Below are 22647 nucleotides of genomic sequence, written 5' to 3'. Positions count from 1 at the left end.
GTAACCGTGATGTGGCGCAGCGCCTGCGGCGGATCGGCGCCGACCGGGTGCGTAACCTGTCGAGGTGGCAAGGATCGCATATTTCGGACCCGAGGGGACCTTCACCGAACAGGCCGCGCGCACCCTCGCCGGTCCCGGTGACGAACTGTTCCCGGTCGAGACCATCCGGCTCGCGCTCGCGGCGGTTCGCCGCGGCGAGGCCGACAGCGCGTGCGTGCCGGTGGAGAACTCGGTCGAGGGCCCGGTGCCTGCGACCCTGGACGGTCTCGCCGAACGGGAGCCGCTCATCGCGGTGGCCGAGTCGCTGCTCCCGGTGCACTTTTCCGTGCTCGTGCGGCCCGGCACCACCAGGATCGAGACCGTGGGCAGCCACCCGCATGCGCTGGCGCAGGTGCGGGAGTGGATCGAGGCCAATCTGCCCGGTGCCCGCACCCTCGCCTCCTCTTCCACCGCCGCCGCCGCGGTGTCCGTCCAGGCCGGAGAGCTCGACGCCGCCGTCACCGCCCCGGTCGCGGTGCAGCACTACCCCCTGGAGGTACTGGCCACGGGGGTGAACGACGTGGACGACGCCCAGACGCGGTTCCTGCTGGTGCGGAGGCCAGGACGGCCCCTGCCGGAACCCACCGGCGCCGACCGCACCTCGGTGGTGGCCGCGGCGGCCAACCGCACCGGTGCGCTCGCGGAACTGCTCACCGAACTCGCCGGCCGGGGGATCAACCTGACCCGCCTCGACGCCCGCCCCGCACGCGGCAACTTCGGCGAGTACCGGTTCTTCTTCGACTTCGAGGGACACATCGCGGAACCCCGGATCGGCGACGCGCTGGCAGCGCTCCGCCGCCGCTGCCATGAGGTGCGCTTCCTCGGTTCCCACCCCCGGGCCGATGGGGTCCGGGCCACCGTCGCCCCCTCGGCAGCCAACGAGGACTTCGTCGACGCCGCCGCGTGGGTCGAGGCGGTCCGGAACGGAGATCTCGCGTGAAGCTGTACCTGATCCGGCACGCTCAGAGCACGGCGAACGTCCGCAAGATCCTCGACACGGCACTGCCCGGCCCGCCCCTCACCGAACTGGGGCATCAGCAGGCGCAATCGCTTGCGGAGAAGCTGGCCGCCGAGCCGATCGTCGCCGTGTACGCGTCGTACGCCATCCGGGCGCAGCAGACGGCGGCGCCGCTCGCGGCCACGCTGGCGATGGACGTGCAACTGGTCGAGGGCGTGCACGAGGTCAGCGTCGGCGAACTGGAAGGCCGGGGGGATCCGGAGGCGCTGCGTTCCTATGCGGCCACCGTGCACCCGTGGACCAGGGGTGACCTCGGTGTCTCCATGCCGGGCGGGGAGAGCGGCCACGAGGTGCACGCGCGGTTCACCACCGCGGTCGCCGAGCTCCGGGCCAAGCACGAGCCGTCGGCGCCGGAGGGGGCCATCGCACTGGTGAGCCACGGCGGTGCCATCCGCCTGTCCGCCGAATGGCTGAGCGACAACGTCCGCCCCGAACTGGCCGACCAGGGGCTGATTCCCAACACCGGGATCGTGGAGTTGGAGTCGGCACCCGGCGGCGGCTGGCGTTGCCTCAGCTGGGTGGGCATGCCGATGTGAACCAGGGTCGTTGCGGGTTCACCACGAGTCCCCACTCTTGGTGAGTAACTTCCACGGGCCGAGGCAACCCCCGTGTGGACCGGACGTCCTCCGGGTAGTGCTCAACCAGGGAGGCGAATGATGGTGCGAGTGAGGATCCCCCAGATCGGCTTGGTGGCGACCGCGGCCGCCCTGGCCGTGGTCGTGACCGGCTGCGGCAACGGCACGAACAGCGCGCAGCCCCAGCCCCAGACTCAGACCCAGACCGTCACGGCGACGGCCCCGGGCGGCTCGACCCCGAGCCAGGAGCCGGATGCGACCGGGCCGGCCTCGAGTGGCGCGGTGTCCGGGCAGAGCATCGGGAACAACCTGTGCAAATCGAGTGAGCTGAAGTTGTCACTCGGGCGCGGGGACGCGGCCGCCGGAACGGTCTACCGCCCGCTGATCTTCACCAACACCGGTGATCACCAGTGCGTGCTCCAGGGCTTCCCCGGGGTGTCCTACGTGGGCGGCGACGACGGGCACCAGATCGGTGCGCCTGCCTCCCGCAACGGGGCCAAGGGTGCGGCCGTCACGCTGAACAAGGGCGAGTCCGCCTTCGCCGACGTCGGTCTCGTCAACGTGCAGAACTACGACGCCGCCACCTGCCGGCCCGAGCAGGCGCGTGGCCTGCGTGTCTACCCGCCGCAGGAGACCCAGTCGATGTTCATCGACCTGCCGTCCACCGCCTGCGCGAACCCGGGCATCCCCGGCAACCAGCTCACCGTGAAGACCCTCGAGAAGGGCACCGGCCCGCAGTAGAAACCGCTTTCGGGCACTGGTTCACAGGTGGTCGCAGAGGTCCCTTGCGGCCTTCAGGTGGAAACGGCCCGACGGGTCCCCGAAGTTCAGGCTGATCACCATCCGGCTCACGCCGTCCAGGTGGTCCGCCAGCGACTCGTAGACCGGGCTCTCCGCGGCCGCCGCCGCGGAGAGTTCCCTGGCCGCTACGACATGGCGGACGGTGCCGGGGTCGACCGCGGACTGTCCGGTGCCGTTGGCGTAGCCGTCGGGCAGCGGGCCTGCCCGGGTCAGCGCCCCGCAGGCCGCCCTGGCGTCCTCGATCGCGCCGTCCCCGCTGCCGGAGACCCGCCAGAGCAGGCCCACGACGGCGATGCCGATGACGAATCCGGTGACCCCTGCCAGCACGAGCGGGCGGCGTGACGCGGCCAGCTCCTCCGGCTCCACTTCGTCGTGGTCGGTCCGCATAGCGCATTCCAGCACTCGGACCGCCGCTCGGCCAGCATCGCGTCCGTCCCGTTATCTCCGGTGTCCGTAATGGAGGAGCCCGCAGTCCTAGCCCCAGCCCAGGTCGTGCAGGCGCTCGTCGTCAATGCCGAAATGGTGCGCTATCTCGTGGACGACCGTGATCAGCACTTCCTCGGCCACCTGCTCCTCGGTGTCGCACAGGCCGAGGATCGGGCGGCGGTAGAGGGAGATCCGGTCCGGAAGCACCCCGCCGTAGTCGGAGGTCCGCTGGGTCAGCGCGACACCGTGGTACAGACCGAGGATGCCCGGGTTCTCGTCGTTCTCCTCCTCGACGAGGACCACCACGTTGTCCATCGCCCGCGCGAATTCCGGCGGGACGGCATCGAGGGCTTCGGAAACCAGCTCTTCGAAGCGGGCCCGCGACATCTCCACGGGCATGGCGTCAGTTACCGCCGCCCGAGCCGGACTGCCGGGTCTGTCCCGGTTGCCCGCCCTGCTGGTTCGGGTCCTGCGGCGCGTCCTGCGCGGCCTGCCGGATGCTGCCGGTGATCGGGGCCAGGCCGCTGTTGTCCGGCAGCTTCGCCCCGACCTTGCAGTTGACCAGGGTCGATCCGGCGTCCCAGCTCTCCTGTTCCCGCAGGTCCCAGGTCAGCGTGAGCTGCTGTGCGGTGAGATCGACCCCGCCGGCGTAGCGCTGCACGACGTTGTTGCACTCGGTGTCCAGCCAGGTCTTCTGGTCCTTCTGCGCGGGATAGCCGCTGGTGAAGTGCGTTTTCAGGTCGAGCTTGCCGACGATTTCGTAGGCGTGGGGCTGCGTGCAGGCGATCGGGTTGCCGACGGTCTTGCCCGCGAGCGCGAGGCAGGTGCCCGGCTCCCACACGGCGGCCTGCGACTGGCCCGCCACCGGACCGGTGATCGGCTGCAGCGCGCCGCCGGGCGCCGCCCACTGGAGCACGCACCGCATGTCCCGGTCGCCCGCGGCCCACTCGTCGTTGCCCGGCCGCAGCGCGCTGACGGTGAACCTGCCGTACGGGTCGAGCTTCTCGTGCAGATAGCCTTCGGTGCCGTCGGTGCACTTGTTCAGCGCGATTTCGCGCCACTGGTCCACGCTCGGCGCCGGCGCTCCCGCCGGGTACTTGTCGGCGATGTTCACCACACCCGTCACCTCGTACAGATGCTCCTGCGCACAGGGAACGAGGTGGATGTCCGACGCGTCGGGCTGCTTCCAGGTGAGGCAGTTGCCCGCCGCGGAATGGAACGCGGCCTTCGCCTCCGGCGACTCCTCGACCTTGCCGCCGCCGGTGATGCCGCTGCCCGAGGAGAAGGCGACGCTCAGCGACAGGGCCAGGATCGCCCCGAAGAAGCCACCGACCATCACCAGCCGGGTACGCAGCGTGTTACTTGCCAAGCCGTCTTTGAGCATCGCGCTCAATAATGCCCGCGTCGAGACCCAAAGACATCCCTCGGGTGGCTAGTGTGTGCTCGATGACCGAAGACACCGCGCCGGAGGGGCAGCAACCACCGGCGGACCACGCAGCGCGGGGCTCGATGCGGTTCCAGGACCCCGAGTCGACGAAGCCACGCGAGCCGACGCTCGCCGAGCAGCGCGCCCGGCAGAAGGCCATCGCGGCAGAGGAAGAGCGCGAGGCGGCGCAGGCGGAAACCGAGCGCAAGGCGGCAGGCAAGCGCAAGGTGCTGATCGGCAGCGGCGTCACGGTCGGCCTGGTCGGGATGGTCGCCGCCTGGTACCTGGTGGGCGTGCCGAACGAGACCACCGCTGTCTGTACCGACGCCAACGGCGTCGTCGTCCCGGACGACAACTGCGACGAGACCTACCTGACCAGTCACGGCGGCCACTACGACTCCGGGACCGGTTTCTGGATCCTGCCGCTCGGCAACAGCTACGGGCAGTACCGCTACAACTACGGCGGCTCGGGCCGGATCGGCTCGACCGTGGTCGGCGGCAGCTACACCAAGCCTTCGGGCCACACCACGGTCAAGACCTCATCCGGCAAGACCGTGCAGCGCGGCGGTTTCGGCATCAGCAGTAAGAGCAGCAGCGGTTCGTAACCGCCTGGCGGTGCGGGTCTTCGGGTTGCCGTGAAGGACTCCCCTCACGGCACGGCTCCTCCGGCACCAGGCGTCCTTCCGGTATGAGTCGCGTCGAACAAGGGTGGAAGAGCAGTGCGCAGAGGAACGAGCGCCCCGCGCGGGGACTGGCAGCGCATCGTCGAGGAACAGGGCCTGGTCTTCGGTAGCCCCGCGCGGTACGGCGACGGGAAGGTGCGGCCCTACTGGGACGAGTCGGTGCACTACGTCCTGGAGATGGACGAGGTGCTCTCCCTCGAGGCGGACGTCGAACTGCTGCATTCGATGTGCCTCGAAGCGGTGGACAACGTGATCCTGACCGAGCGTTACGCCGAGTTCGGCATCCCGGAATGGGTGTGGCCGCACATCGCGGAGTCGTGGAAGCGCCGCGACCCGCACCTCTACGGCCGCTTCGATCTGCGCTACGACGGCAGGGGCCCGGCGAAGCTGCTCGAGTACAACGCGGACACCCCGACCTCGCTGCTCGAAGCCTCGGTGCTGCAGTGGCACTGGAAGACCGAGGTGTTCCCGGACGACGACCAGTGGAACTCGATACACGAGAAACTGGTCGAACGCTGGCAGGAAATCCGCGGGCTGCTCCCGTCCAGCGAGCTGTACTGCACCTGGTCCACCGCCGACCCCACCGGCGAGGACCACATCACCATCTCCTACCTGCAGGAGACCGCGGCCGAGGCGGGCCTGGACACGATCGGCCTCGCCATCGAGGAGATCGGCTGGGATCCGGTGCTGAAGCGGTTCGTCGACCTGGCGGAGGCGCCGATGAACACCGTGGTCAAGCTGTACCCGTGGGAGTGGGTGGTCGACGAGGAGTTCGGCAGGCACGCGGTGGAGACGCTGCCGCGCACGCTGTGGATCGAACCGCTGTGGAAGATGTTGCTGTCCAACAAGACCCTGCTGGCGATCCTGTGGGAGAACTACCCGGGCCACCCGAACCTGTTGCCCGCCTTCACCGATGACCCCGGTCTGCTCACCGAGTACGTGCGCAAACCGAAGCTCGGCCGGGAAGGCGCGAACGTGCAGATCGTGGCGACCGGATACGAGACCGAAACCCCCGGCGTCTACGGGGCGGAGGGATACGTCTACCAGGCCTTCGACCCGCTCCCGGAGTTCGACGGCTTCCGGCCGGCGCTGGGTGCGTGGATCGTGGGCGACAGCGCGGCGGGCCTCGGGATTCGCGAGACCTCGGGGCTGGTCACCGACGACGGGGCGGCCTTCGTGCCCCACCGCATCCCGGAATCGTGATAAACACCCCGCAACACAACGAATCGACCGGGAGATCACGTGACCACCACCCTCGCGCTGGCTGACAACTTCGGACCCGACCTCGTCAGGGGGATCGGCGCGATCCTGCTGTACGGCGTCGTCGGGCTGCTGCTGATGCTGGTCGGCTTCTACGCGATCGACTTCACCACGCCGGGCAAACTGTCCGCGCTGGTGCGCCGGGGGCTGCCCAACGCCGTCATCGTGACGGCCTCGGGCATCCTGTCGATGGCGTTCATCATCGTGGTGGCCATCTTCAACTCGGCCAGTGATCTCACCGAGGGCCTGATCACCTCGCTGGTGTACGGCCTGCTCGGGATCGTGGTGCAGGTGTTCGCGGTCCGGCTGCTCGAATGGGCCACCCGGATCGACATGCGAACGGCGATCGAGCACGAAAAGCTGGCCCCCGCCAGCTTCGTGGTGGCCGCGGCGCATCTCGCGCTGGGGCTCGTCGTGGCCGTCGCCATCTCCTAGGCTGAGCTGTGTGCGGCTGCTGAGGACACCGGAAGACCGGTTCGCGGACCTGCCCGACTTCGACTTCCCGGCGCTCTACGCCGACATCGACGACCCCAGAGAAGGCATCATCCGGATCGGCTACGTCGAGGCGGGGCCCGCGGACGGGCCGGTCGTGCTGCTCCTGCACGGCGAGCCGAGCTGGTCGTTCCTGTACCGCAAGGTGCTGCCGGTGCTCGCCGACGCGGGGCTGCGGGCGATCGCGCCGGACCTGGTCGGGTTCGGCCGCTCGGACAAGCCCGTCGAGGCCGCCGCGCACACCTACGCCCGCCACGTGGAATGGATGCGGGCGCTGGCCTTCGACGCGCTCGATCTTCGCGAGGTCACCCTGGTCGGGCAGGACTGGGGCGGGCTGATCGGACTGCGTCTGGTGGCCGAGCATCCCGGCCGGTTCGCCGGTGTGGTCGCCGCGAACACCGGACTGCCCACCGGCGACCAGGACATGCCCGAGGCCTGGTGGGCGTTCCGGAACGCAGTGGCGAAGGCGCCGGTGCTCGACATCGGCCGGTTCGTCCAGTCCGGCTGCCGTACCCGGCTGCCCGACGAGGTGCGCGCCGCCTACGACGCGCCGTTTCCCAACGAGCTCTACAAGGCGGGCCCGCGGGCGATGCCCGGCCTGGTGCCGACGAGGCCGGACGATCCGGCGTCCGAGGCCAACCGGCGCGCCTGGAGCACACTGTCCACTATGGACATGCCGCTGCTGTGCGCCTTCTCCGATGGCGATCCGATCACCTCGCCGATGGCCCCGGTCCTTCGGCGCGCCGTCAGGGGCGCCGCGGGCCTCGACCATCCGACGGTGCCGGACGCCGGCCACTTCCTGCAGGAAGACGCCGGCGAACGGCTCGGCGAGATCATCGCGCGGTTCGTCAGGCGAGGGTGACGCTGCCGTCCGGCTTGATCTCGGTGAACCCGGTGTAGGGCACCAGGGCCTCCGGGATGCCGATGGACCCGTCCGCGCGCTGGTTCTGCTCGACGAGCGCGACCAGCGTGCGGCCGATCGGCAGGCCCGAGGCGTTCAGCGCGGCCACCGCCCCCCGCTTGCCGTCCTTGCCCTTGCCGCGGATGTTCGCGCGCCGCGTCTGGAAGGTGCCGGTGTCCGAGGCGCTGGAGATTTCGCGGTAGGTCTGCTGGCTCGGGATCCAGACCTCGATGTCGTAGGTGATCTGCGCGGAGAACCCGATGTCCCCGGCGGGCAGCTTGATCACCCGGTAGGCGAGGCCGAGCCGCTGCAGTGGCGCCTCCGCGTGGGTCAGGATCTCTTCCAGTGCCTCGCGGGACTTCTCGGCGGCCACCAACTGCACCAGTTCGACCTTCGAGAACTCGTGCTGGCGGATCAGGCCGCGGGTGTCCCGGCCGTAGGAGCCGGCTTCCGAGCGGAAGCACGGGGTGTGCGCGGTGTAGCGCAGCGGCAGCTCCTCCAGCGGAAGGATCTCGTCCGCGTGCAGGTTGACCAGCGGCACCTCGGCGGTCGGGATGAGGAAGAGCTCCCGCTCGGCCACGCCGGTGCGGAACAGGTCCTCCTCGAACTTCGGCAGCTGACCGGTGCCGGTCATGGTCTGCCGGGTGACGAGCGCGGGCAGCGAGAACTCGGTGTAGCCGTGCTCGCGGGTGTGGATGTCGAGGAAGAAGGCGGCCAGTGCCCGCTCCAGTCGCGCGCCCGCACCCTTGAACACCGCGAAACGCGGGCCCGAGAGCTTCGTGGCGCGGTTGAGGTCGAGGATGCCGGACCGCTCGCCGAGGTCCACGTGGTCGAGCGGGGTGAAGTCGAATTCGGGCGGCGTGCCCCAGGCGCGGATCTGCTCGGCGAACTCCTCGGTGGCGCCGTCCGGCAGCTCGTCCAGCGGGAGGTTCGGAACGGCGAGCAGGAACTCCGTCAGCTCGGCCTCGATCCGGCGGTGTTCGTCCTCGAGTTCGCCGATGCGCACCTTGAGCTGGCGGGCCTGCTCGCGCAACTCGGCGATGTCCTCGCCGCGCCGTGCCGCGGCCTGCACGTCGGCGGCGGCCTTCTTGGACTGGGCCCGTGCCTGGTCGCCCTCGCTGATGACCTCGGATCGCCTGCTCACCAGCTTGCCGAGGCGGTCGGTGTCGAGCACATACCCGCGACGGCGCAGCTTGGCGGCCGCGTCCGTCCCGGGATCGAGCAGCAGGCGGGCGTCGTGCATCGGTACTCCAGGTACGAGCCGGATTGGTCACCTCCAGCGTATCCACCGCGACCAGCCCGTTTCCGCAGCACCCGGGGGTGACCACTTTCGTGCGAACCCGCATCACCGTTTCGGCCCGTCTTCGTTGGCGGACACGCTAGGTTCGAGCCGCGAAACAATCGGTTCGGGGAATCTTCCGAGGAATCCGGGGAGCGCCATGCGAGGACGGATCGCCGTGGTGGGAAGCCTGCTGCTGGCCACCGCCTGCACCACCGCGGTGCCGGGGACCCCGCACCCGCAGACCGGCCGGGTCACCAAGGCGCCCGCCGCATCGACCGACCCGTGTTCGATGATCACGAACGACGAGGCCGCTGCCGCCGGGCTGAGCGCGCCGGGCGAGCCGGAGCCGGGCCGTCCGGAGAGCAGGGTGCCGCCGGGCTGCGTCTGGCACTCCGGCAAGCCGGACGCCTCGACGGACGGCGAGATCACCGTCTTCTACAGCACCGACCTGCCGGTCGGCGACTACTACCCGAGTCAGCCCGACGGGCACGAGCAGTTCGGCGGAATCACCTGGGACCACTACCGGGGCCTGCTCGGGGACGTCGAGTGCGACCTGGCCGTCACCCTGTCGTCGAAGTCCTTCGTGGCCCTGTCCGGGCAGAACTACACCGACCCGGCGAAGGCCTGCGACGTGGTGCGCAAGGTCGCGCCGATCGTGGCCGGGCACCTCGCCCGCTAGCGTCCGTTACGAGATGGACCGGAGCCGGGCGTGTGGTCGGCGGAGTTCGTCGATGGCTTGTTCCGTCCGGTCGTCCGCGGCGAGGAAGACGACCAGTTGCTGGGCGTCCGCGGAGAGTTCGAGCGTCTCGCGGAGCAGGTGGAGTTCGTGCCCGGCCGGGTGGTTGAGCCGGAGAACTCCACGTTGTGGAACCACGTGGCGGCTCAGGCGGCGGGTGAAGTCGGGGCCTGCGATGGGGGCCAGTTCGGCGGTGAGCCACTCGGAGTTCTCGATGGATGGTCCGAGCCACAGGTCGAACGCCTGCTCGTCCGCGACCTCGTCCCAGTCGGCGAAGAACGTCCGGGCGCGGGGGTCGGTGAAGACGTAGCGGGTGAGGTTCGGGTTTTCGGCGTCGAGCAGTCCGGTCCCGCCGGTCACCAGTTCGAAGCCGCTGGTGCGGGCGAGGACGTCGCCCAGCCGGTTCGTCACCACGGCGATGCCCGGCTCGAGGAGGCGGAGCGTCCGGAGGACGGACGGCCGCACCTGCCGGAGCGGCGGTGCGGGCCGGGTGTGCGCGGAACATTCACCGCCGGTGATCTTCGCGAGGTAGCGCAGGTGGTTGCGCTCCGCGGGGTCGAGGCTGAGCGCATCGGCGAGGGCGACCAGCACCGCCACCGACGGATTGCGGTCGCGGCCCTGCTCGATGCGGGTCAGGTATTCGACGCTGATGCCGGCTCGCGAAGCCAGGTCCACGCGGCGCAGACCCGGTGACCGGCGGCGGTCGCGTTCCGGCAGTCCCAGCGATTCCGGCTGGATGCTGTCGCGCTTGGTCCGAAGGAAATCCCCCAACGGCGTCCCCATAGGGAAAGTATAAGACGGTCCCCGCCGGTCGCGAGGTGCTCAGCGTGGCCCCGCGAGGGCCAGCCTGCGCACGGTCTGGTTGCGGCCGTGGCTACGGCCGATCGTGGTGGACATGGAAAACACGCACAAGCTGCTGATCATCGTGGGAAGCGTCCGGGAAGGGCGGTTCGGTCCGGTCGTGGGTTCGTGGGTCGCCGAGCAGGCCCGCCAGCACGGTGGTTTCGACGTGGACGTCATCGATCTCGCCGACATCGACATCCCGCTGGTGCTTCCCGCGGCGCCACCGAAGTACGCCGGCGACAGCTACCCCCGGCCCGCCCGGATGGCGGCACTGACGTCGGCGCTGGAGGAGGCCGACGCGTTCATCGTGGTCACCCCCGAGTACAACCACAGCTATCCCGCGTCGCTGAAGGCGGCCATCGACTGGCACTTCACCCAGTGGACGGCCAAGCCCGTCGCCTTCGTCAGCTACGGCGGTGCGGCGGGCGGCCGACACGCGGTGCTGCACCTGGAAAACGTGCTGACGGAGTTGCACGCGGTGACCATCCGCGACGGTCTGGCCTTCCCGAACTACTTCACCGCGTGGGAGGACGGCCGTCCGCTCGACCCCGCCGCCCCCGGGTACGCCAAGACCCTGCTCGACCAGTTGGCCTGGTGGGCGGGCGCGCTCCGCTCCGCACGCGAGGCCGCTCCCTACCCGGCATGAGGACGGAGACGATGGAATACGTTCCGCTCGGGAACACCGAGTTGCAGGTCAGCCGGATAGCGCTCGGCTGCATGGGATTCGCCGACCCGGCGCTGGGGGTCAACCCCTGGGCACTGGACGAGCAGGCCGCGGAGCCGATGTTCCGGAGAGCCGTCGAACTGGGCATCACCTTGTGGGACACCGCGAACGTCTACGGCGGCGGCACCTCGGAGGAGATCGTCGGTCGTGCCGTCAGGAAGTACTCCCGGCGGGAGGACGTCGTCATCGCCACCAAGGTGGGACTCCCGATGCACGACGGGCCAGGGGGCTCCGGGTTGTCGCGCAAGGCGATTCTCGATCAGGTCGACGCCTCGCTCACACGCCTCGGCACGGACTACATCGACCTCTACCAGATCCACCGGTTCGATCCGAAAACCCCGGTCGAGGAAACGATGGAAGCCCTTCACAAGGTGGTGGTGGCCGGGAAGGTCCGGTACCTCGGCGCCTCGTCGATGTGGGCGTGGGTGTTCGCGAAAATGCAGTACACCGCGACGCTGAACGGCCACACGAGGTTCGTGTCGATGCAGAACCAGTACAGCCTCGTGCAGCGCGAGGACGAGCGGGAGATGTTCCCCCTGCTCGCCGACCAGGGCGTCTCCAGCCTCCCGTGGTGCCCGCTGGCGAAGGGACGCCTGGCACGCCCCTACGGCCAGGTGACCGACCGCTCGGCGAGCGACCCCACCGGGCAGCGGTTCTTCGCCGACGTCGATCGCCCGATCGTCGATTCCGTGCAGCGGATCGCCGCACGGCGCGACCTCCCGATGGCCCAAGTAGCGCTCGCCTGGGTTCTCGGCAATCCCACCGTCGCCGCGCCCGTCATCGGAGCGACGAAGCCCGCCCACCTGGACGACGCCGTGGCCGCACTGGCCGTCGAACTCGACGACGACGAGATCGACGGGCTGGAGCGCCCGTACACCCCCCGTCGGCCCACCGGTTTCTGACCGGGGCGGCTAAACGGGGATCCGGTCCGCGACGGCCTTGGCGATCTCCAATGCGCTCGTCGCGGCCGGGGAGGGTGCGTTGAGCACGTGGACCTGGTGCGGCGCGGTTTCGATGAGGAAGTCGTCGACCAGCGAGCCGTCAGGCAGCAGCGCCTGGGCCCGAACCCCTGAGCCGTGACGCACGATGTCGCCGGGGCCGATGGCCGGGACGAGCCGGGCGAGGCTCGCCGCGAACCGGCGCCGGGACAGCGAGCGCAGCACTTCGTCCACCCCCGTCGGGTAGGCGTACCGGCGGGCGAGGCGCCAGGAACCGGGGAAGCGTGCCACGTCGGCGAGGTCGGCGGGGGAGATGTCACGCCAGCGGTAGCCCTCGCGGCGCAGGGCGAGCACGGCGTTGGGGCCCGCGTGGACACTGCCGTCGAGCATGCGGGTGAGGTGCACGCCGAGGAACGGCAGCGAGGGGTCCGGCACCGGGTAGATCAGGCCGCGGACCAGGCCGCGCCGCTCGGGCCGCAACTCGTAGTACTCGCCTCGGAACGGCACGATCCGGGCGCGCGGAGTGATCCCGGCCAGCCGCGCCACCCGGTCCGAGTGCAGCCCGGCGCAGTTGACCAGCGCGTCGGCTCGAACCACCTCGCCGCCGGTCGCGACCTCGACACCGCCGGTCCGGCCGGGGCGGATGGCCAGCGCCGGGGTGCCGAGCCGGAGATCCGCCCCCCGTTCGGTGAGCAGGCGCACCAGCGCGTCGCAGACGCCGGGGAAGTCGATGATGCCGGTCGAGTCCACCCGCAGGGCACGGACGCAGGAGACCTCGGGCTCGTAGTCGTGCGCCTCGGCCGGGCCGATCAGCCGGGCGGGCACCCCGTTGGCTTCGGCGCGCTCCGCGAGGACGTGCAGCGCCGGAAGCTCGGCCTCCTCGGTGGCGACCACCAGCTTGCCGCAGACCTCGACCCGCACCCCGTTCGCCCTGGCGAAGTCCACAATGGAGCGGTTGCCCGCCACGGAGAGGCGCGCCTTGGCCGAGCCGGGCTTGTAGTACAGCCCGGCGTGCACCACATTGGAGTTGTGGCCGGTCTGGTGCGCGGCCCAGCGGTTCTCCTTCTCCAGCACCGTCACCGCGGTACCGCGACGGGTCAGTTCCCACGCCACGGCCAGTCCGATGATCCCGCCGCCGATCACGATCGCTCGCTGCACCACGCGGCCAGCCTAGGTGGCGGTGTCCCTGCCGGGGTGACCACGGCCGGAAAGCCGTTCAGTCCAGGGTGAGCTGGAGGGCGATCCGATCGGCGTCCAAGGCGGACCGGGTGGGCAGCAGGTCGTGGTGGCGGGCGGGCCAGCGGCAGACGATCACGTTCAGCGGACGGCCGAGCTGCTCGTTCAGCCGCCGCAGGAACCCACTCGCCCCATCGCCGTCGAACGGGCCCTGACCGGCCTGGAAGAACACGGTGCCGCGCGCCGACATCGCCAGCAGCACGTTGACGTCGCCGTAGTAGTCGCGGAAGCCGGACAACAGGTTGTGCCGGGGTGCGGCGGGGCGGGGGGCGGGGGCATGGGGCCGGGTCCAGGCCAGCCACAGCGTTTCCGCGTCCGGCAACCAGCGCAAGGGGAGGTCGGGGGTGTCGCGTTGCCGCGGGACCACGGCGGCCACCCGGCGCCGCGTCATGTCCGCCAGGCGCGGTTCGTCGATCAGGCCCCAGCGCACCAGGTAATGCGCGATGGTGCCGTGGCTGAGCAGCAGGTCGTCCTCGCGCAGGACCAGATCCGCGATCGCCTGCCGGGTCCACAGCCGGTACGGCAGGCCGTACGTGTCGGGGGTGCCCGCGATGATGGTCTTGACGGTGCGTGCCTGCTGCATGGGCGAGAGCGCGAGCTGCTCACCCGGGCGCCGTCCCCGGGTTCGCGGGGTGAGTGCGGTTTCGCCCTGCCGCCGGTACGCGAGCACCCAGGCGCCGACCGCCTTGCGCGACACCCCGAACAGGCGCGCGACCTCCGACCGGGACACCCCTGATTCGACGGCCGCGACCGCCCGCCTGCGCAGCACTTCCAACGCTTCCGCGGAGAGGCTGCGCGCGTCACCTGTGGTCATTTTCCACGCCTCAATCGCCCTCGAGCACGCCGGTTACGCCATTAGCGGGGCAACCCGTTTCGGACCGGTGATCTTTTCGTTAACTGGTCATTACAAGAGATTTCCCGGGTTTCGGGACCGCGCTCGCCGGCGTGCATTCGTGGATTCGGCCGGTGCTGGGCGGTTCGCATAATGGTTCCGGTGACAGCCGGTCGTCATCCGGTGAAACCACCGGTCAACGGGTTCGCCGCGGGGTTGTCCGGTCGCCGCGGGGTGTCACCTGTTTGCCTCACGCACCACGCTTTCGTGTGGCGAATCGGCCTGCGGGACAGTTAACCTGGGCGTTCGTCGAAGCGGTAAAACGTTCCCCGAGGACGCTGTTTCCATGGCATGTCCTGTGCGACGATCGAGGTATGTCCTTCCGGGTCCCGGCACTGATTTCGATCGCCCTGCTCGTGCTGACCGCATGCGATTCCGGTGCGGCCGGGAAAGACACTCCGCCGCCGTGGCCGACCATCCCACCGATGCCGAGTGGAGTGGCCAAAAGCGACCGCCTCGGCGCCACCGGTTTCGCTTCCCATTTCATCGATCTGATGGACTACGCCTACCAGTCGCTCGACGCGGCCCCGCTGCGCGACCTCGGCCTGCCCAGCTGCCAGGCCTGTCGTCAATTCCTGTCGCAATTGGACACCGACCGGGCCGCGGGGACCCACTACCAGGGCGGGCGCGTGCATTTCCTCAGTGCCGAGCCGGAAAGCGTGGACGAAGGCAAACAGGCCGTCGTGGACGCGATGTTCGACCAGGACGAGCTCAAGGTGCTCGACGCGCACGGCACCACGGTGGAAACGGTGCCCGCCAACCGGACCATCTTCGTCTTCGCACTGCGCTGGACGGAGTCCGGCTGGCGGGCCGAATCGATCAAACTCGGCACCCCCACGAGCTGAGAAGGGCGCCGGGCGTTGCCCCGATCCCGTTGCCGTGAGCGGCTGGGAGGTCAGGGGGAGTGGAGCGAGAACCGGACCGAGAGGTCGTCCGACCGGAATTCCCGCCAGGACAGCAGCACGTCGAAATGCTGGACCGGCCACCAGCGGATCACCACGTTCACCGGCCGGTCGAGCTGGGTCACCAGCCGCCGCAGGAAGTCGTGCACCGCCGCCGCGTCGAACGGTTCGGTAGCGGCCAGGAAGTACAGCACGCCCCGGTTGGACACCGCGGCCAGCACGTGCCGGACACCGTGCTCCGCCGCCGGGCGCCGCGGCGACAGCCAGGCCACCCACAGCACCTCGGCGCACGGCAGCCACGGCGCCTCCTCCGCCGTCCGCATCCCCGAACCGCGCAGGGTGTGCAGCAGATTGGCTTCGGGAAGGATCCCCCAGCGCACGAAGTACTGACCCACCGTCGTCGAGCTCAGGCCGACCCGGAACTCGCGGTCGATCAGCTCGGCGACCGCCTGCCGCGTCCACAGCCGGTGGTCGAGGCCCAGTTCGTCCGGCGGCCCGCTGTCGATCAGTTTGACGATCCACGACTGCTGCACCGGCGACAGCGCCAACTGCTCGCCCGAGCGGCGGCCCCGTTTGCGGGCCCGGAACGAATCCGCGCCCCGCATCCGGTAGGCCCGCACCCAGACCCCGACGGTCTTGCGGGAAACCCCGTACAGCAACGCCACCTGGACCTGCGGCACACCGGACTCGACCGCGGCGACCGCCCGTCGCCGCAGATCCTCCAGCACCTGCGGCGGCAGGCTCCGGGTGTCCCGGTTCAGGCCGACACCCCCGGTCACCGCGCACCCACCGGGATCCGCACCACGGCCTGGTCCACTTCGGACGTCCGCAGGAAGAGCGTGAGCTCCCAGCGGCCCGGCATGGTCAGCACGGCCTGGTCCGCCAGGTAGTGCCCCTGCCCCCCGTTCTCCAGCGTCACCGGCAGCGGGCCGAGCCCGCGTTCCGGCAACCGGAGTTCGGCCCGCACCTCGGGGATCTCCTTGGGGGCGCGCTGGGCGTCCAGCACCGAGATGTGGATCTGGTTGGTGCCGACCCGGCCCGGCAGCACCGACACCGCGACCTGCCCGCGTCCCGCGGCGCCGTTGCCCGCGTCGAAGGGGAGCAGCACGTTGACCGGTCCGGTCCGCTCCGGCGGGGTGATCCGCTGTGCCAGCCGGCTCTGTTCCGCCCGCGCCGGTTCGATGCCGACCAGCGAGGCGGTCAGGCCCAGCACGACGGCGCCGAGCACGACCTCGACCGCGACTGTACGGCGGAACCGGCCCAACTCGGCGTCGCCCGGTCCGCGCCGCGCCCGGCGCTTGTCCGTCACCGTGCGTATGTCGAACGAGTAGTGGCGCCGCACCCACTGCCGAGCCAGCGCGCCGAGCGCCACGAGCACCACCACGACCCCGAGTTTCGCCAGCAGCACCCCGCCGTAGGTGGTGCCGAACAACGCGGACGGCCCGCCCACCTGGCGCCACGCCTGGTAGGTGCCGGTCACCACCAGTAGCGCGACGGCGATCACCGCGATCCGCGAGAACCGCGGCACGGCGAGGCGGATCCCGATCAGGTCCCCGGAGCGCAGCAACACCCCCAGTAGCACCGGCAGGCCGCCGATCCAGGCGCTCATCGCCGTCAGGTGCACGACGTCGGCGGGCAGGGCGAGGGCGACTTCGCTCCCCGCCGCGCTGTGCGTGGCGAGGCTCCAGGTCACCGCGAGCGCGACCGCGGCCGCGCAGACCAGGGCGATATGCCTGCCGCGCCCCTCGGCGGGCAGACCGCGCAGGAACCGGGGGAGCCCCGCCGCGATCAGGCCCAGCATGACGGTCCTGACGAGCAGCAGCACCCCGATCCGGCTGGTCAGGGTGTCGCCGATGGTGCCGAAGTCGGTCATCGGCCTGCCGGTCGCGTAGGCGCCGTAGACCAGCACCGTCGCCACCGTGGACACCACCAGCGCCGTCCAGCCCATGCGGAGCAGCTTGCGGATGCCGGTGCGGGTCGCGCCGCCGGGCCAGCACACCGCGACGAACAAGGCAGTGCCGACCAGCAGCGCCAGCCCGGCGAAGCCCAGCCAGCGGGCCACCCCGTAGCTCACCGCGGCGGGACCCGTCCCGCCGCTCGCCGCCGCGGCGGCCGCACCACTGGTCGCGCTCGGTTCGCCGACGCTGAAGCCGAAGGCTCCGGGGACAGCGTGGGAGTCCGCCGACACGACGCGGTACGCGACCGTGTAGGTACCGTTCGCGAGGGTGTTCGGCACGTCCACCGCCAGCGCGTTCTCCTGCCCGCCGGGATGCCGCGGCTTGCCGATGCCCTCGATGTCGTCACCGCGCGGACCGATCAGCCGCACCTCGGCCAGTCCCGCGTCGATCGGTTCGTTGAACCGCATGGTCAGTTCGTGCGGGGAGCCGGGGACCACCTCGTAGTCGCCGGGAGTCGTACCCAGGAGCACCACATGGGCCGACGCCGGGGCGGGGTTGGCGAGCACCGCCAGTGCCACCAGCGCCCCCAGCACCATCTTCTTCAGCACCACCACACCTCCTCTCGATTCGTGGGTGCCGGGAGGGACCTCCTCAGGGCCGAAACGGCCGTGAGGAGGTCCCTCACGGCCTTCAGGCCCCGGGGGTGGAACGGCGGCGCAGGGCAAGCGTCACCAGTGCGGTGAGGATGCCTGCGCCACCCAGGACGCGAGCCGGCCAGTCCGCGGAGGACTCGCTTTTCGGCGCCGCGGCAGGCGCCGGGGTGGCGACGGTGACCGTCGGTGCGGGATGGGCCGCGTCCGCACCGGCTTCGGGCCCGTCGATCCAGCGCACCACCTGACCATCCGAATAGGTCTGCAGTGCCTTGACCACCAGTTGCCCCGGTGGCAGTTTGCCCAGTGACACCGGGAACTCGGCGAACTGGTCCGGTGGGATGGAGCCGCCCTGCCACACGACGGACGAGACCGCCTCGGTCACCGAACCGTCGCTTGTGGACACCGGGGTGGCGAGCTTCTGCTTCTGCACGGTCACGGTCCATCCCGGTACCTGCCCGACCGAAACCCCGGTGATCGGATGGTCGGCGGGCAGCACGAGCTCGACCCGGACCGTCGAGGCGTCGTCCCGTTCGTTGGGCACCCGGAACGTCACCCGCGCCGACTGTCCATCCTGGACGGTGTTCGGCGTGACGGAGACGTGCGCGGCGGCGATTCCCGGCAACAGGAGCGCGCCCGCCACCCCGAGCACGCCCGCCGCGGCCAGTTTCCGGTGCACGCCGCTCACCCGCCGCTTCCGGTGACGCCCGGCAGCGAAGGCAGCTGCACCGACGGCGGATCCACGTTCGCGATGGTGACCATGCCGGTCATCCCGCTCATCGTCTCCGAATGCGAGAACACGTGGCAGTGGATCATCCACTTGCCCGGCGTGGTGGGGACCCAGATCAGATCGTAGGTCTGGCCGATGCCGAGGGTGATGGTGTCCATCTGCTGCGGCACGGTCAGCGGTCTGCCGTCCTGCGCGACCACGGTGAAGTAGCCGCTGTGCAGGTGGATCGCGTGGAACATCTCCGGCCCGGTGCCGATCAGCCGGATGTGCACGCGCTCGCCGACCTTGGCCCGCAGGTTCGTGGTGGCCGGGTAGCTCTTGCCGTTGAACACGAAGCCGAGCGCGCCGTCCCCGGTCATGATGGTGTAGTCGTGCGCGGCGGGGATTTCCCCGGCCAGCGGCACCACTTCGAGCGCGCCGTAGAGGCCGCGCCCTTCCTGGTCGCCGCCCATGTGCGAGTGGTACCAGTGCGTTCCGGTGGACACCGCGGTGTACTCGTAGGTGAAGCTCTGCCCGGGGTTGATGTCCGGCTGGGTCAGTCCCGGCACCCCGTCCATCGAGTTCGGCAGTTCCATTCCGTGCCAGTGCACGGAGGTGGGCTGGTCGGTCTTGTTCGTGACGACGATGCGGATCCGGTCGCCCTCGTTGACCCGGATCGTCGGACCCGGAATGTGCCCGTTGAACGCCAGCGCCTGCTTGACCCGGCCGGGTTCGGTGGTCCAGTTGACCGCGCTGGCGGTCAGGTGGAACTCCTTGACGCCGTTCTTGAGCTGCCACGGCGCGAGGAAGGTGCCGTCGCCGAGGTCGGCCTCGTCCTGCGACTGCTGCCCGAAGGCGGTGCCGAGCGGGCGCAGCCCGGCCACTGCGTCCCCGATCACCCCGGCGGGCGCCACGGTCACCGGGGCACTGGCCGTGCCGACCGAGCCGGCCACACCCGAGGCGATGACACCGAGCGCGGTCCCGATGGTCAGGTAGCGGAATATCTTCGATGTTCGCGACCACTGTGGAGATCGCATGATGCTCCTTTCCCGAAAGGGGTTGGGAAAAGCGGGCAGCTCTTCCCAACCCCCGTTGTCCGGTGCGCTTACTTGCAGACGGCCGCGTACTTGACCGGATTGCGCTGACGGCAGGTCAGCTGGTCGTTGACCGCGTTGCCCGGTGCCTTCTCGACCCAGCCCTCGTAGGCCAGCGGGATGGGCAGGACGCCCATGCCGCCGAAGCCCGCGTAGTCGACGAGTTTGTCGTCGGTGGCGGTGTTCTGGTCCCCGGCGAGCGCGATCGAGCCGACGACGGCGGCGTCGTCCGGCCTGCCGTCACCGTTCGGGTCGGTGTCGACGATGATCATCCGGTTCGAGAACTTGCTGGAGACGTAGGCGTAGTAGCCGCCGCCCTTCTTGGCCCCGAAGTTGATGCCGTGGCATCCGGAGTCGCAGGGCAGGAACTTGACGATCCGGTCCGTCTTGGGGTCGATCACGGTGATGTTGCCGGTCAGCGTGTTCGCCACCAGGACGGCCGAGTTGTCGGGCGCCACCGGGATCTGGATGGACAGGCCACCCCAGTCGCCCCGCGGCCCCTTGACCGGGTCGTAGTTCGCCCACTCGTCGATGATCTTGCCGTGCACCTTGGTGCCGGTGTCGCTGACGCAGGCGTCCGCCTTCAGCGAGATGCACGCGACCGTGCCGTCGCCGAAGTCGGCCTCGTACGCCTTCGACCCGTCCGGGGTCATCCCCGAGGCGATCGGGAACTCACCGGTGGTGTCGTGGCGGATCTTGCCGGTGGGAATGTCCACGATCGTCGCGTCGTCGAGGTTGACGTTCGGCGTGATCATCGTGGTGCCGTCACCGGTCATCCAGTGCGCGTGCGGATGGGCGATCTTCTCGCCCGGCAACTGCACCGGAATGCGCCGGTCGATCTTCGTGGCGCCCGGGGAGAGCTCCATGACGGCGCCGCCGCCGTTGAGCGCCACGTGCAGCTGGTCGGTGTCCGTCCGCGACATCACGTGTGACGGGTCGGGTCCGACTTCGATCTGCCGGATGAACTGCCCGGTCTGCCGGTCGAACACGTCCAGCTTGTTGTTGAACCACTCGGTCTGGTAGATCACCTTCTCGTCGCGGTCGGTCCACATGTTGTGCGGGTTGTTCATGTTGACCTGGGGCAGCGCGACCTTGCGCTCGACGTTCCAGGTCTGCGCGTTGACCCGGGTCGCGGAACCGACCTTGGTCTTGTTCGCGTACTGCTCCATTTCGGTGTCGATCCACACCTCGCCGACACCCGGCGTGGCGGGCTTCTTGTTCGCCGCGGGCAGCGTCTTGGGCACGCCCTGGTGCTGCTTGAGGTACAGGCTCAGCAGCGGGATCAGTTGCGGCTTGCCGTTTTCGTCGTAGGTGAGGATCGGCGCGGGCGGGTAGTCCGACGGGTTCCACGTCGTGTCCTGCGTGGCGCTGTAGTGCTGCCAGTTGCCGGGCGCGGTGATGTTGAAGAACTTCGTCACCAGCTGCGTGATGATGTCCGCATTGGACGGAACGGTCAGCGCGCGGCTGTTCACGTGCAGCTTCTTGCCGAAGTCCAGTCCCGGGGTGAGCGGGTCGTCCACCACGACGGCACCGAGCATGTACGGGTGGATCTTGCACTGGAAGGCGTACAGGCCCGGCTCGGTCAGCTGGACGGACTGGTTGCCCACCCAGGCGCCGCCCTGGTCGAACGGGAAGCCCTTGGCCCCGTCCGGCCAGATCAGCGAGGTGGCGGTGTGCGCCGAAGCCGCGGCGGGCTGCGACACGTTGAAGTTCACCGTCACCGGCAGGGTGATGTCGTTGCTGGCGAAGGTCGTCAGGTCCTTGAGCAGGCCCATCAGGTTCGCCCCGACCGGCAGTTTGTCCAGCGAGATCGGCAGGTTCGCCGGCTGCGCGGCGACCTGCTGCTGGAACTGGTCGAGCAGGGTGTTGGCCTGCGCGATCCTCGGGTCGCCGGTGGGCAGGATCTGGCTGACGGCGCCGCGCAGCGCGGGCACGTTGAGCAACTGGCCGGGGTCCACCCCGAGGTTGCCGACGGCGGGCGTGGACGAGCCGGTGGGCAGCAGCTTGCTCAGCTGCGACACCGCACCGCCCAGCAGACCGCTGGCACCCGACTGGCCCACCGCGCCGTTGCCCAGGAGCGGCAGGTTCCCGCCGAGCAGGTTCGGCAGCGCTCCGCCGAGGAGCTTGCCGAGGTTGACGCGCGGCAGTTCGGCCACGGCCAGTGACCTCGTCCCGAACAGGTTCAGGTTCGTGTCGTACCAGGAACCGTTGTTGTCGGTGAGGTGGAAGCTGACCGGGACCGGGCCGACCCCGACCGGCAGGCCACCGAGACCGGGCGTCGTGGACGGCGCCGTGGTCCCGCTGGTCGGCGTCGAAGTGGACGACGACGTCGGTGCCGAGGTGGTCGTCACCGAGGATGACGAGGACGGCGGCTCCGTCGTGGTGCTGGGCGGCTCCGTCGTGGTGCTCGGTGGGGCTTCGGTCGTGGTCGTGGTGGGCGGGTTGGTGGTCGGCGGCGGATTGCCGCCGCTGCCGCCCACCTCGACCGTCATGAACATGTCGGGGTGGAACCGGCAGGTGATGTTGTAGGTGCCGGTGTTGGTGAAGGTGTAGGAGAAGCTCGCGCCGGGCGGCATGTCGGGCGAGTTGATCTCGCTCCCGCCCGACTGCACCACGCTGTGCGTCGTGCCGTCGGTCTCCTCGTTGTGCCACGTGACGGTGTCGCCCTGGGCGATGGTCAGCGTGGCCGGGTTGAACGACAGGTTCTTCTGGGACACGGTCAGCGTCGCCGCGGAAGCGGTCGGCGCGGCGAAGACGAGACCCAGGGTGGAGAGCACCAGTGCGGTCGCGGCCGCCAGCGCCCGCGTCGCGGGGGACCTGCCGGGGCCCGACCTGCGCCGCGAATGCGGTAATCGCATTTCTTTCCTTTCTTGGCCGATGGCCGTACGCCATCGCTCCGCGAGCCGGACGAGTTTTCCGGGCGGAGGGGGCGTCGGTTGTGCGAGGAAGTGGAGGGGTGAGTGAGGTGAACCTTTCGAATAAGCCTCCCGCGAGCGTGGACCGTGGGTATCGCGACGGTCGCGGCGCGAGGCCAATTACGGACTCCGCGGGTTTCTCTGGCATCGCACGCCGGTTAATGACGCGTGACAAATGGTTCCTCGGAATAATTTTCGGCAGTGATT

General features: G+C 69.9%; 23 protein-coding genes. 11 read left to right on the top strand and 12 right to left on the bottom strand.

The genetic code is table 11. The features are described from left to right. Window positions 1–64: 64 nt before the first annotated feature. The 3 genes from pheA to ORV05_RS31935 all read left to right on the top strand — a co-directional run bounded on the left by pheA (window position 65) and on the right by ORV05_RS31935 (window position 2373). Window positions 65–979 carry a prephenate dehydratase gene (pheA, locus tag ORV05_RS31945; RefSeq protein WP_268755609.1) on the top strand — a complete coding sequence of 305 codons (915 nt, stop codon included), beginning with the start codon at window positions 65–67 and terminating at the stop codon, window positions 977–979. Continuing rightward, on the top strand, window positions 976–1593 hold the full coding sequence (locus ORV05_RS31940) for a histidine phosphatase family protein (protein ID WP_268755608.1): 618 nt from the start codon (window positions 976–978) through the stop codon (window positions 1591–1593). Before pheA ends, ORV05_RS31940 begins: the two co-directional genes overlap by 4 nt. Window positions 1594–1710: 117 nt before the next feature. Further along, complete coding sequence (locus tag ORV05_RS31935) at window positions 1711–2373, top strand: DUF4232 domain-containing protein (RefSeq protein ID WP_326938103.1); 663 nt, start codon at window positions 1711–1713, stop codon at window positions 2371–2373. A gap of 21 nt (window positions 2374–2394) precedes the next feature. Here ORV05_RS31935 and ORV05_RS31930 read toward each other — a convergent pair whose 3' ends face one another. The 3 genes from ORV05_RS31930 to ORV05_RS31920 form a co-directional block, all read right to left on the bottom strand. Further along, window positions 2395–2820, bottom strand: coding sequence for a hypothetical protein (locus ORV05_RS31930; protein WP_268755607.1), 426 nt, complete (start codon window positions 2818–2820; stop codon window positions 2395–2397). Window positions 2821–2907: 87 nt separating this feature from the next. Continuing rightward, entirely contained in the window at window positions 2908–3258 is a 351-nt protein-coding gene (locus tag ORV05_RS31925) for a metallopeptidase family protein (protein WP_268755606.1), read from the bottom strand. Between the two features lie 4 nt (window positions 3259–3262). Continuing rightward, window positions 3263–4243 (bottom strand): septum formation family protein, encoded by a 981-nt coding sequence (locus tag ORV05_RS31920; protein WP_268755605.1) that lies wholly within the window; start codon window positions 4241–4243, stop codon window positions 3263–3265. Window positions 4244–4305: 62 nt separating this feature from the next. Here ORV05_RS31920 and ORV05_RS31915 point away from each other — a divergent pair, with 62 nt between their 5' ends. The 4 genes from ORV05_RS31915 (at window position 4306) to ORV05_RS31900 (ending at window position 7582) form a co-directional block, all read left to right on the top strand. After that, window positions 4306–4890, top strand: coding sequence for a hypothetical protein (locus ORV05_RS31915; protein WP_268755604.1), 585 nt, complete (start codon window positions 4306–4308; stop codon window positions 4888–4890). A gap of 114 nt (window positions 4891–5004) precedes the next feature. Beyond that, entirely contained in the window at window positions 5005–6171 is a 1167-nt protein-coding gene (locus ORV05_RS31910; protein WP_268755603.1) for a glutathionylspermidine synthase family protein, read from the top strand. Between the two features lie 39 nt (window positions 6172–6210). Then, entirely contained in the window at window positions 6211–6663 is a 453-nt protein-coding gene (locus ORV05_RS31905; protein ID WP_268755602.1) for a DUF350 domain-containing protein, read from the top strand. A gap of 10 nt (window positions 6664–6673) precedes the next feature. Next, complete coding sequence (locus tag ORV05_RS31900) at window positions 6674–7582, top strand: haloalkane dehalogenase (RefSeq protein ID WP_268755601.1); 909 nt, start codon at window positions 6674–6676, stop codon at window positions 7580–7582. Here ORV05_RS31900 and serS read toward each other — a convergent pair. Then, window positions 7569–8864: a serine--tRNA ligase gene (gene serS, locus ORV05_RS31895; RefSeq protein ID WP_268755600.1), complete on the bottom strand. Its 1296-nt coding sequence runs from the start codon at window positions 8862–8864 to the stop codon at window positions 7569–7571. The two genes, ORV05_RS31900 and serS, sit on opposite strands and share 14 nt — an antisense overlap. A gap of 196 nt (window positions 8865–9060) precedes the next feature. Here serS and ORV05_RS31890 point away from each other — a divergent pair, with 196 nt between their 5' ends. Further along, window positions 9061–9582, top strand: a complete 522-nt coding sequence (locus ORV05_RS31890; RefSeq protein ID WP_268755599.1) for a DUF3558 family protein — start codon at window positions 9061–9063, stop codon at window positions 9580–9582. Between the two features lie 6 nt (window positions 9583–9588). Here ORV05_RS31890 and ORV05_RS31885 read toward each other — a convergent pair whose 3' ends face one another. Next, window positions 9589–10422 carry a helix-turn-helix domain-containing protein gene (locus ORV05_RS31885; protein ID WP_268755598.1) on the bottom strand — a complete coding sequence of 278 codons (834 nt, stop codon included), beginning with the start codon at window positions 10420–10422 and terminating at the stop codon, window positions 9589–9591. Between the two features lie 112 nt (window positions 10423–10534). On the opposite strand from ORV05_RS31885, the gene ORV05_RS31880 reads away from it, so the two are divergent. Then, complete coding sequence (locus tag ORV05_RS31880; RefSeq protein ID WP_268755597.1) at window positions 10535–11128, top strand: NADPH-dependent FMN reductase; 594 nt, start codon at window positions 10535–10537, stop codon at window positions 11126–11128. Window positions 11129–11139: 11 nt separating this feature from the next. Beyond that, window positions 11140–12108 carry an aldo/keto reductase gene (locus ORV05_RS31875; RefSeq protein WP_268755596.1) on the top strand — a complete coding sequence of 323 codons (969 nt, stop codon included), beginning with the start codon at window positions 11140–11142 and terminating at the stop codon, window positions 12106–12108. Between the two features lie 9 nt (window positions 12109–12117). On the opposite strand, the gene lhgO is transcribed toward ORV05_RS31875, so the two are convergent. Both lhgO and ORV05_RS31865 read right to left on the bottom strand, forming a co-directional pair. Continuing rightward, the gene (lhgO, locus tag ORV05_RS31870; RefSeq protein WP_407652623.1) at window positions 12118–13305 is read right to left on the bottom strand and encodes an L-2-hydroxyglutarate oxidase; all 1188 of its coding nucleotides are present in this window, start codon (window positions 13303–13305) and stop codon (window positions 12118–12120) included. 55 nt (window positions 13306–13360) lie between these two features. After that, on the bottom strand, window positions 13361–14194 hold the full coding sequence (locus ORV05_RS31865) for a helix-turn-helix domain-containing protein (protein WP_268755595.1): 834 nt from the start codon (window positions 14192–14194) through the stop codon (window positions 13361–13363). 392 nt (window positions 14195–14586) lie between these two features. Between ORV05_RS31865 and ORV05_RS31860 the strand changes: the two genes are divergently transcribed. Beyond that, window positions 14587–15117, top strand: coding sequence for a DUF6318 family protein (locus ORV05_RS31860; protein ID WP_268755594.1), 531 nt, complete (start codon window positions 14587–14589; stop codon window positions 15115–15117). A 50-nt stretch (window positions 15118–15167) separates the two neighbouring features. Here ORV05_RS31860 and ORV05_RS31855 read toward each other — a convergent pair whose 3' ends face one another. The 5 genes from ORV05_RS31855 to ORV05_RS31835 form a co-directional block, all read right to left on the bottom strand. Then, entirely contained in the window at window positions 15168–15953 is a 786-nt protein-coding gene (locus ORV05_RS31855) for a helix-turn-helix domain-containing protein (RefSeq protein WP_268755593.1), read from the bottom strand. Further along, window positions 15950–17683: a CopD family protein gene (locus tag ORV05_RS31850; RefSeq protein ID WP_268755592.1), complete on the bottom strand. Its 1734-nt coding sequence runs from the start codon at window positions 17681–17683 to the stop codon at window positions 15950–15952. Before ORV05_RS31850 ends, ORV05_RS31855 begins: the two co-directional genes overlap by 4 nt. Window positions 17684–17762: 79 nt before the next feature. After that, window positions 17763–18410, bottom strand: coding sequence for a YcnI family copper-binding membrane protein (locus ORV05_RS31845; RefSeq protein ID WP_268755591.1), 648 nt, complete (start codon window positions 18408–18410; stop codon window positions 17763–17765). Continuing rightward, window positions 18407–19468, bottom strand: a complete 1062-nt coding sequence (locus ORV05_RS31840) for a multicopper oxidase domain-containing protein (RefSeq protein WP_268755590.1) — start codon at window positions 19466–19468, stop codon at window positions 18407–18409. Before ORV05_RS31840 ends, ORV05_RS31845 begins: the two co-directional genes overlap by 4 nt. 68 nt (window positions 19469–19536) lie before the next feature. Then, window positions 19537–22383: a plastocyanin/azurin family copper-binding protein gene (locus tag ORV05_RS31835; protein ID WP_268755589.1), complete on the bottom strand. Its 2847-nt coding sequence runs from the start codon at window positions 22381–22383 to the stop codon at window positions 19537–19539. Between the last annotated feature and the right edge of the window lie 264 nt (window positions 22384–22647).

This window comes from Amycolatopsis cynarae (assembly GCF_026802195.1).
Classification (GTDB): Bacteria; Actinomycetota; Actinomycetes; order Mycobacteriales; family Pseudonocardiaceae; genus Amycolatopsis_E; species Amycolatopsis_E rhizosphaerae.
Note: the sequence above shows the minus strand (reverse complement) of the source record. Positions and strands in the feature narration are given on the sequence as shown.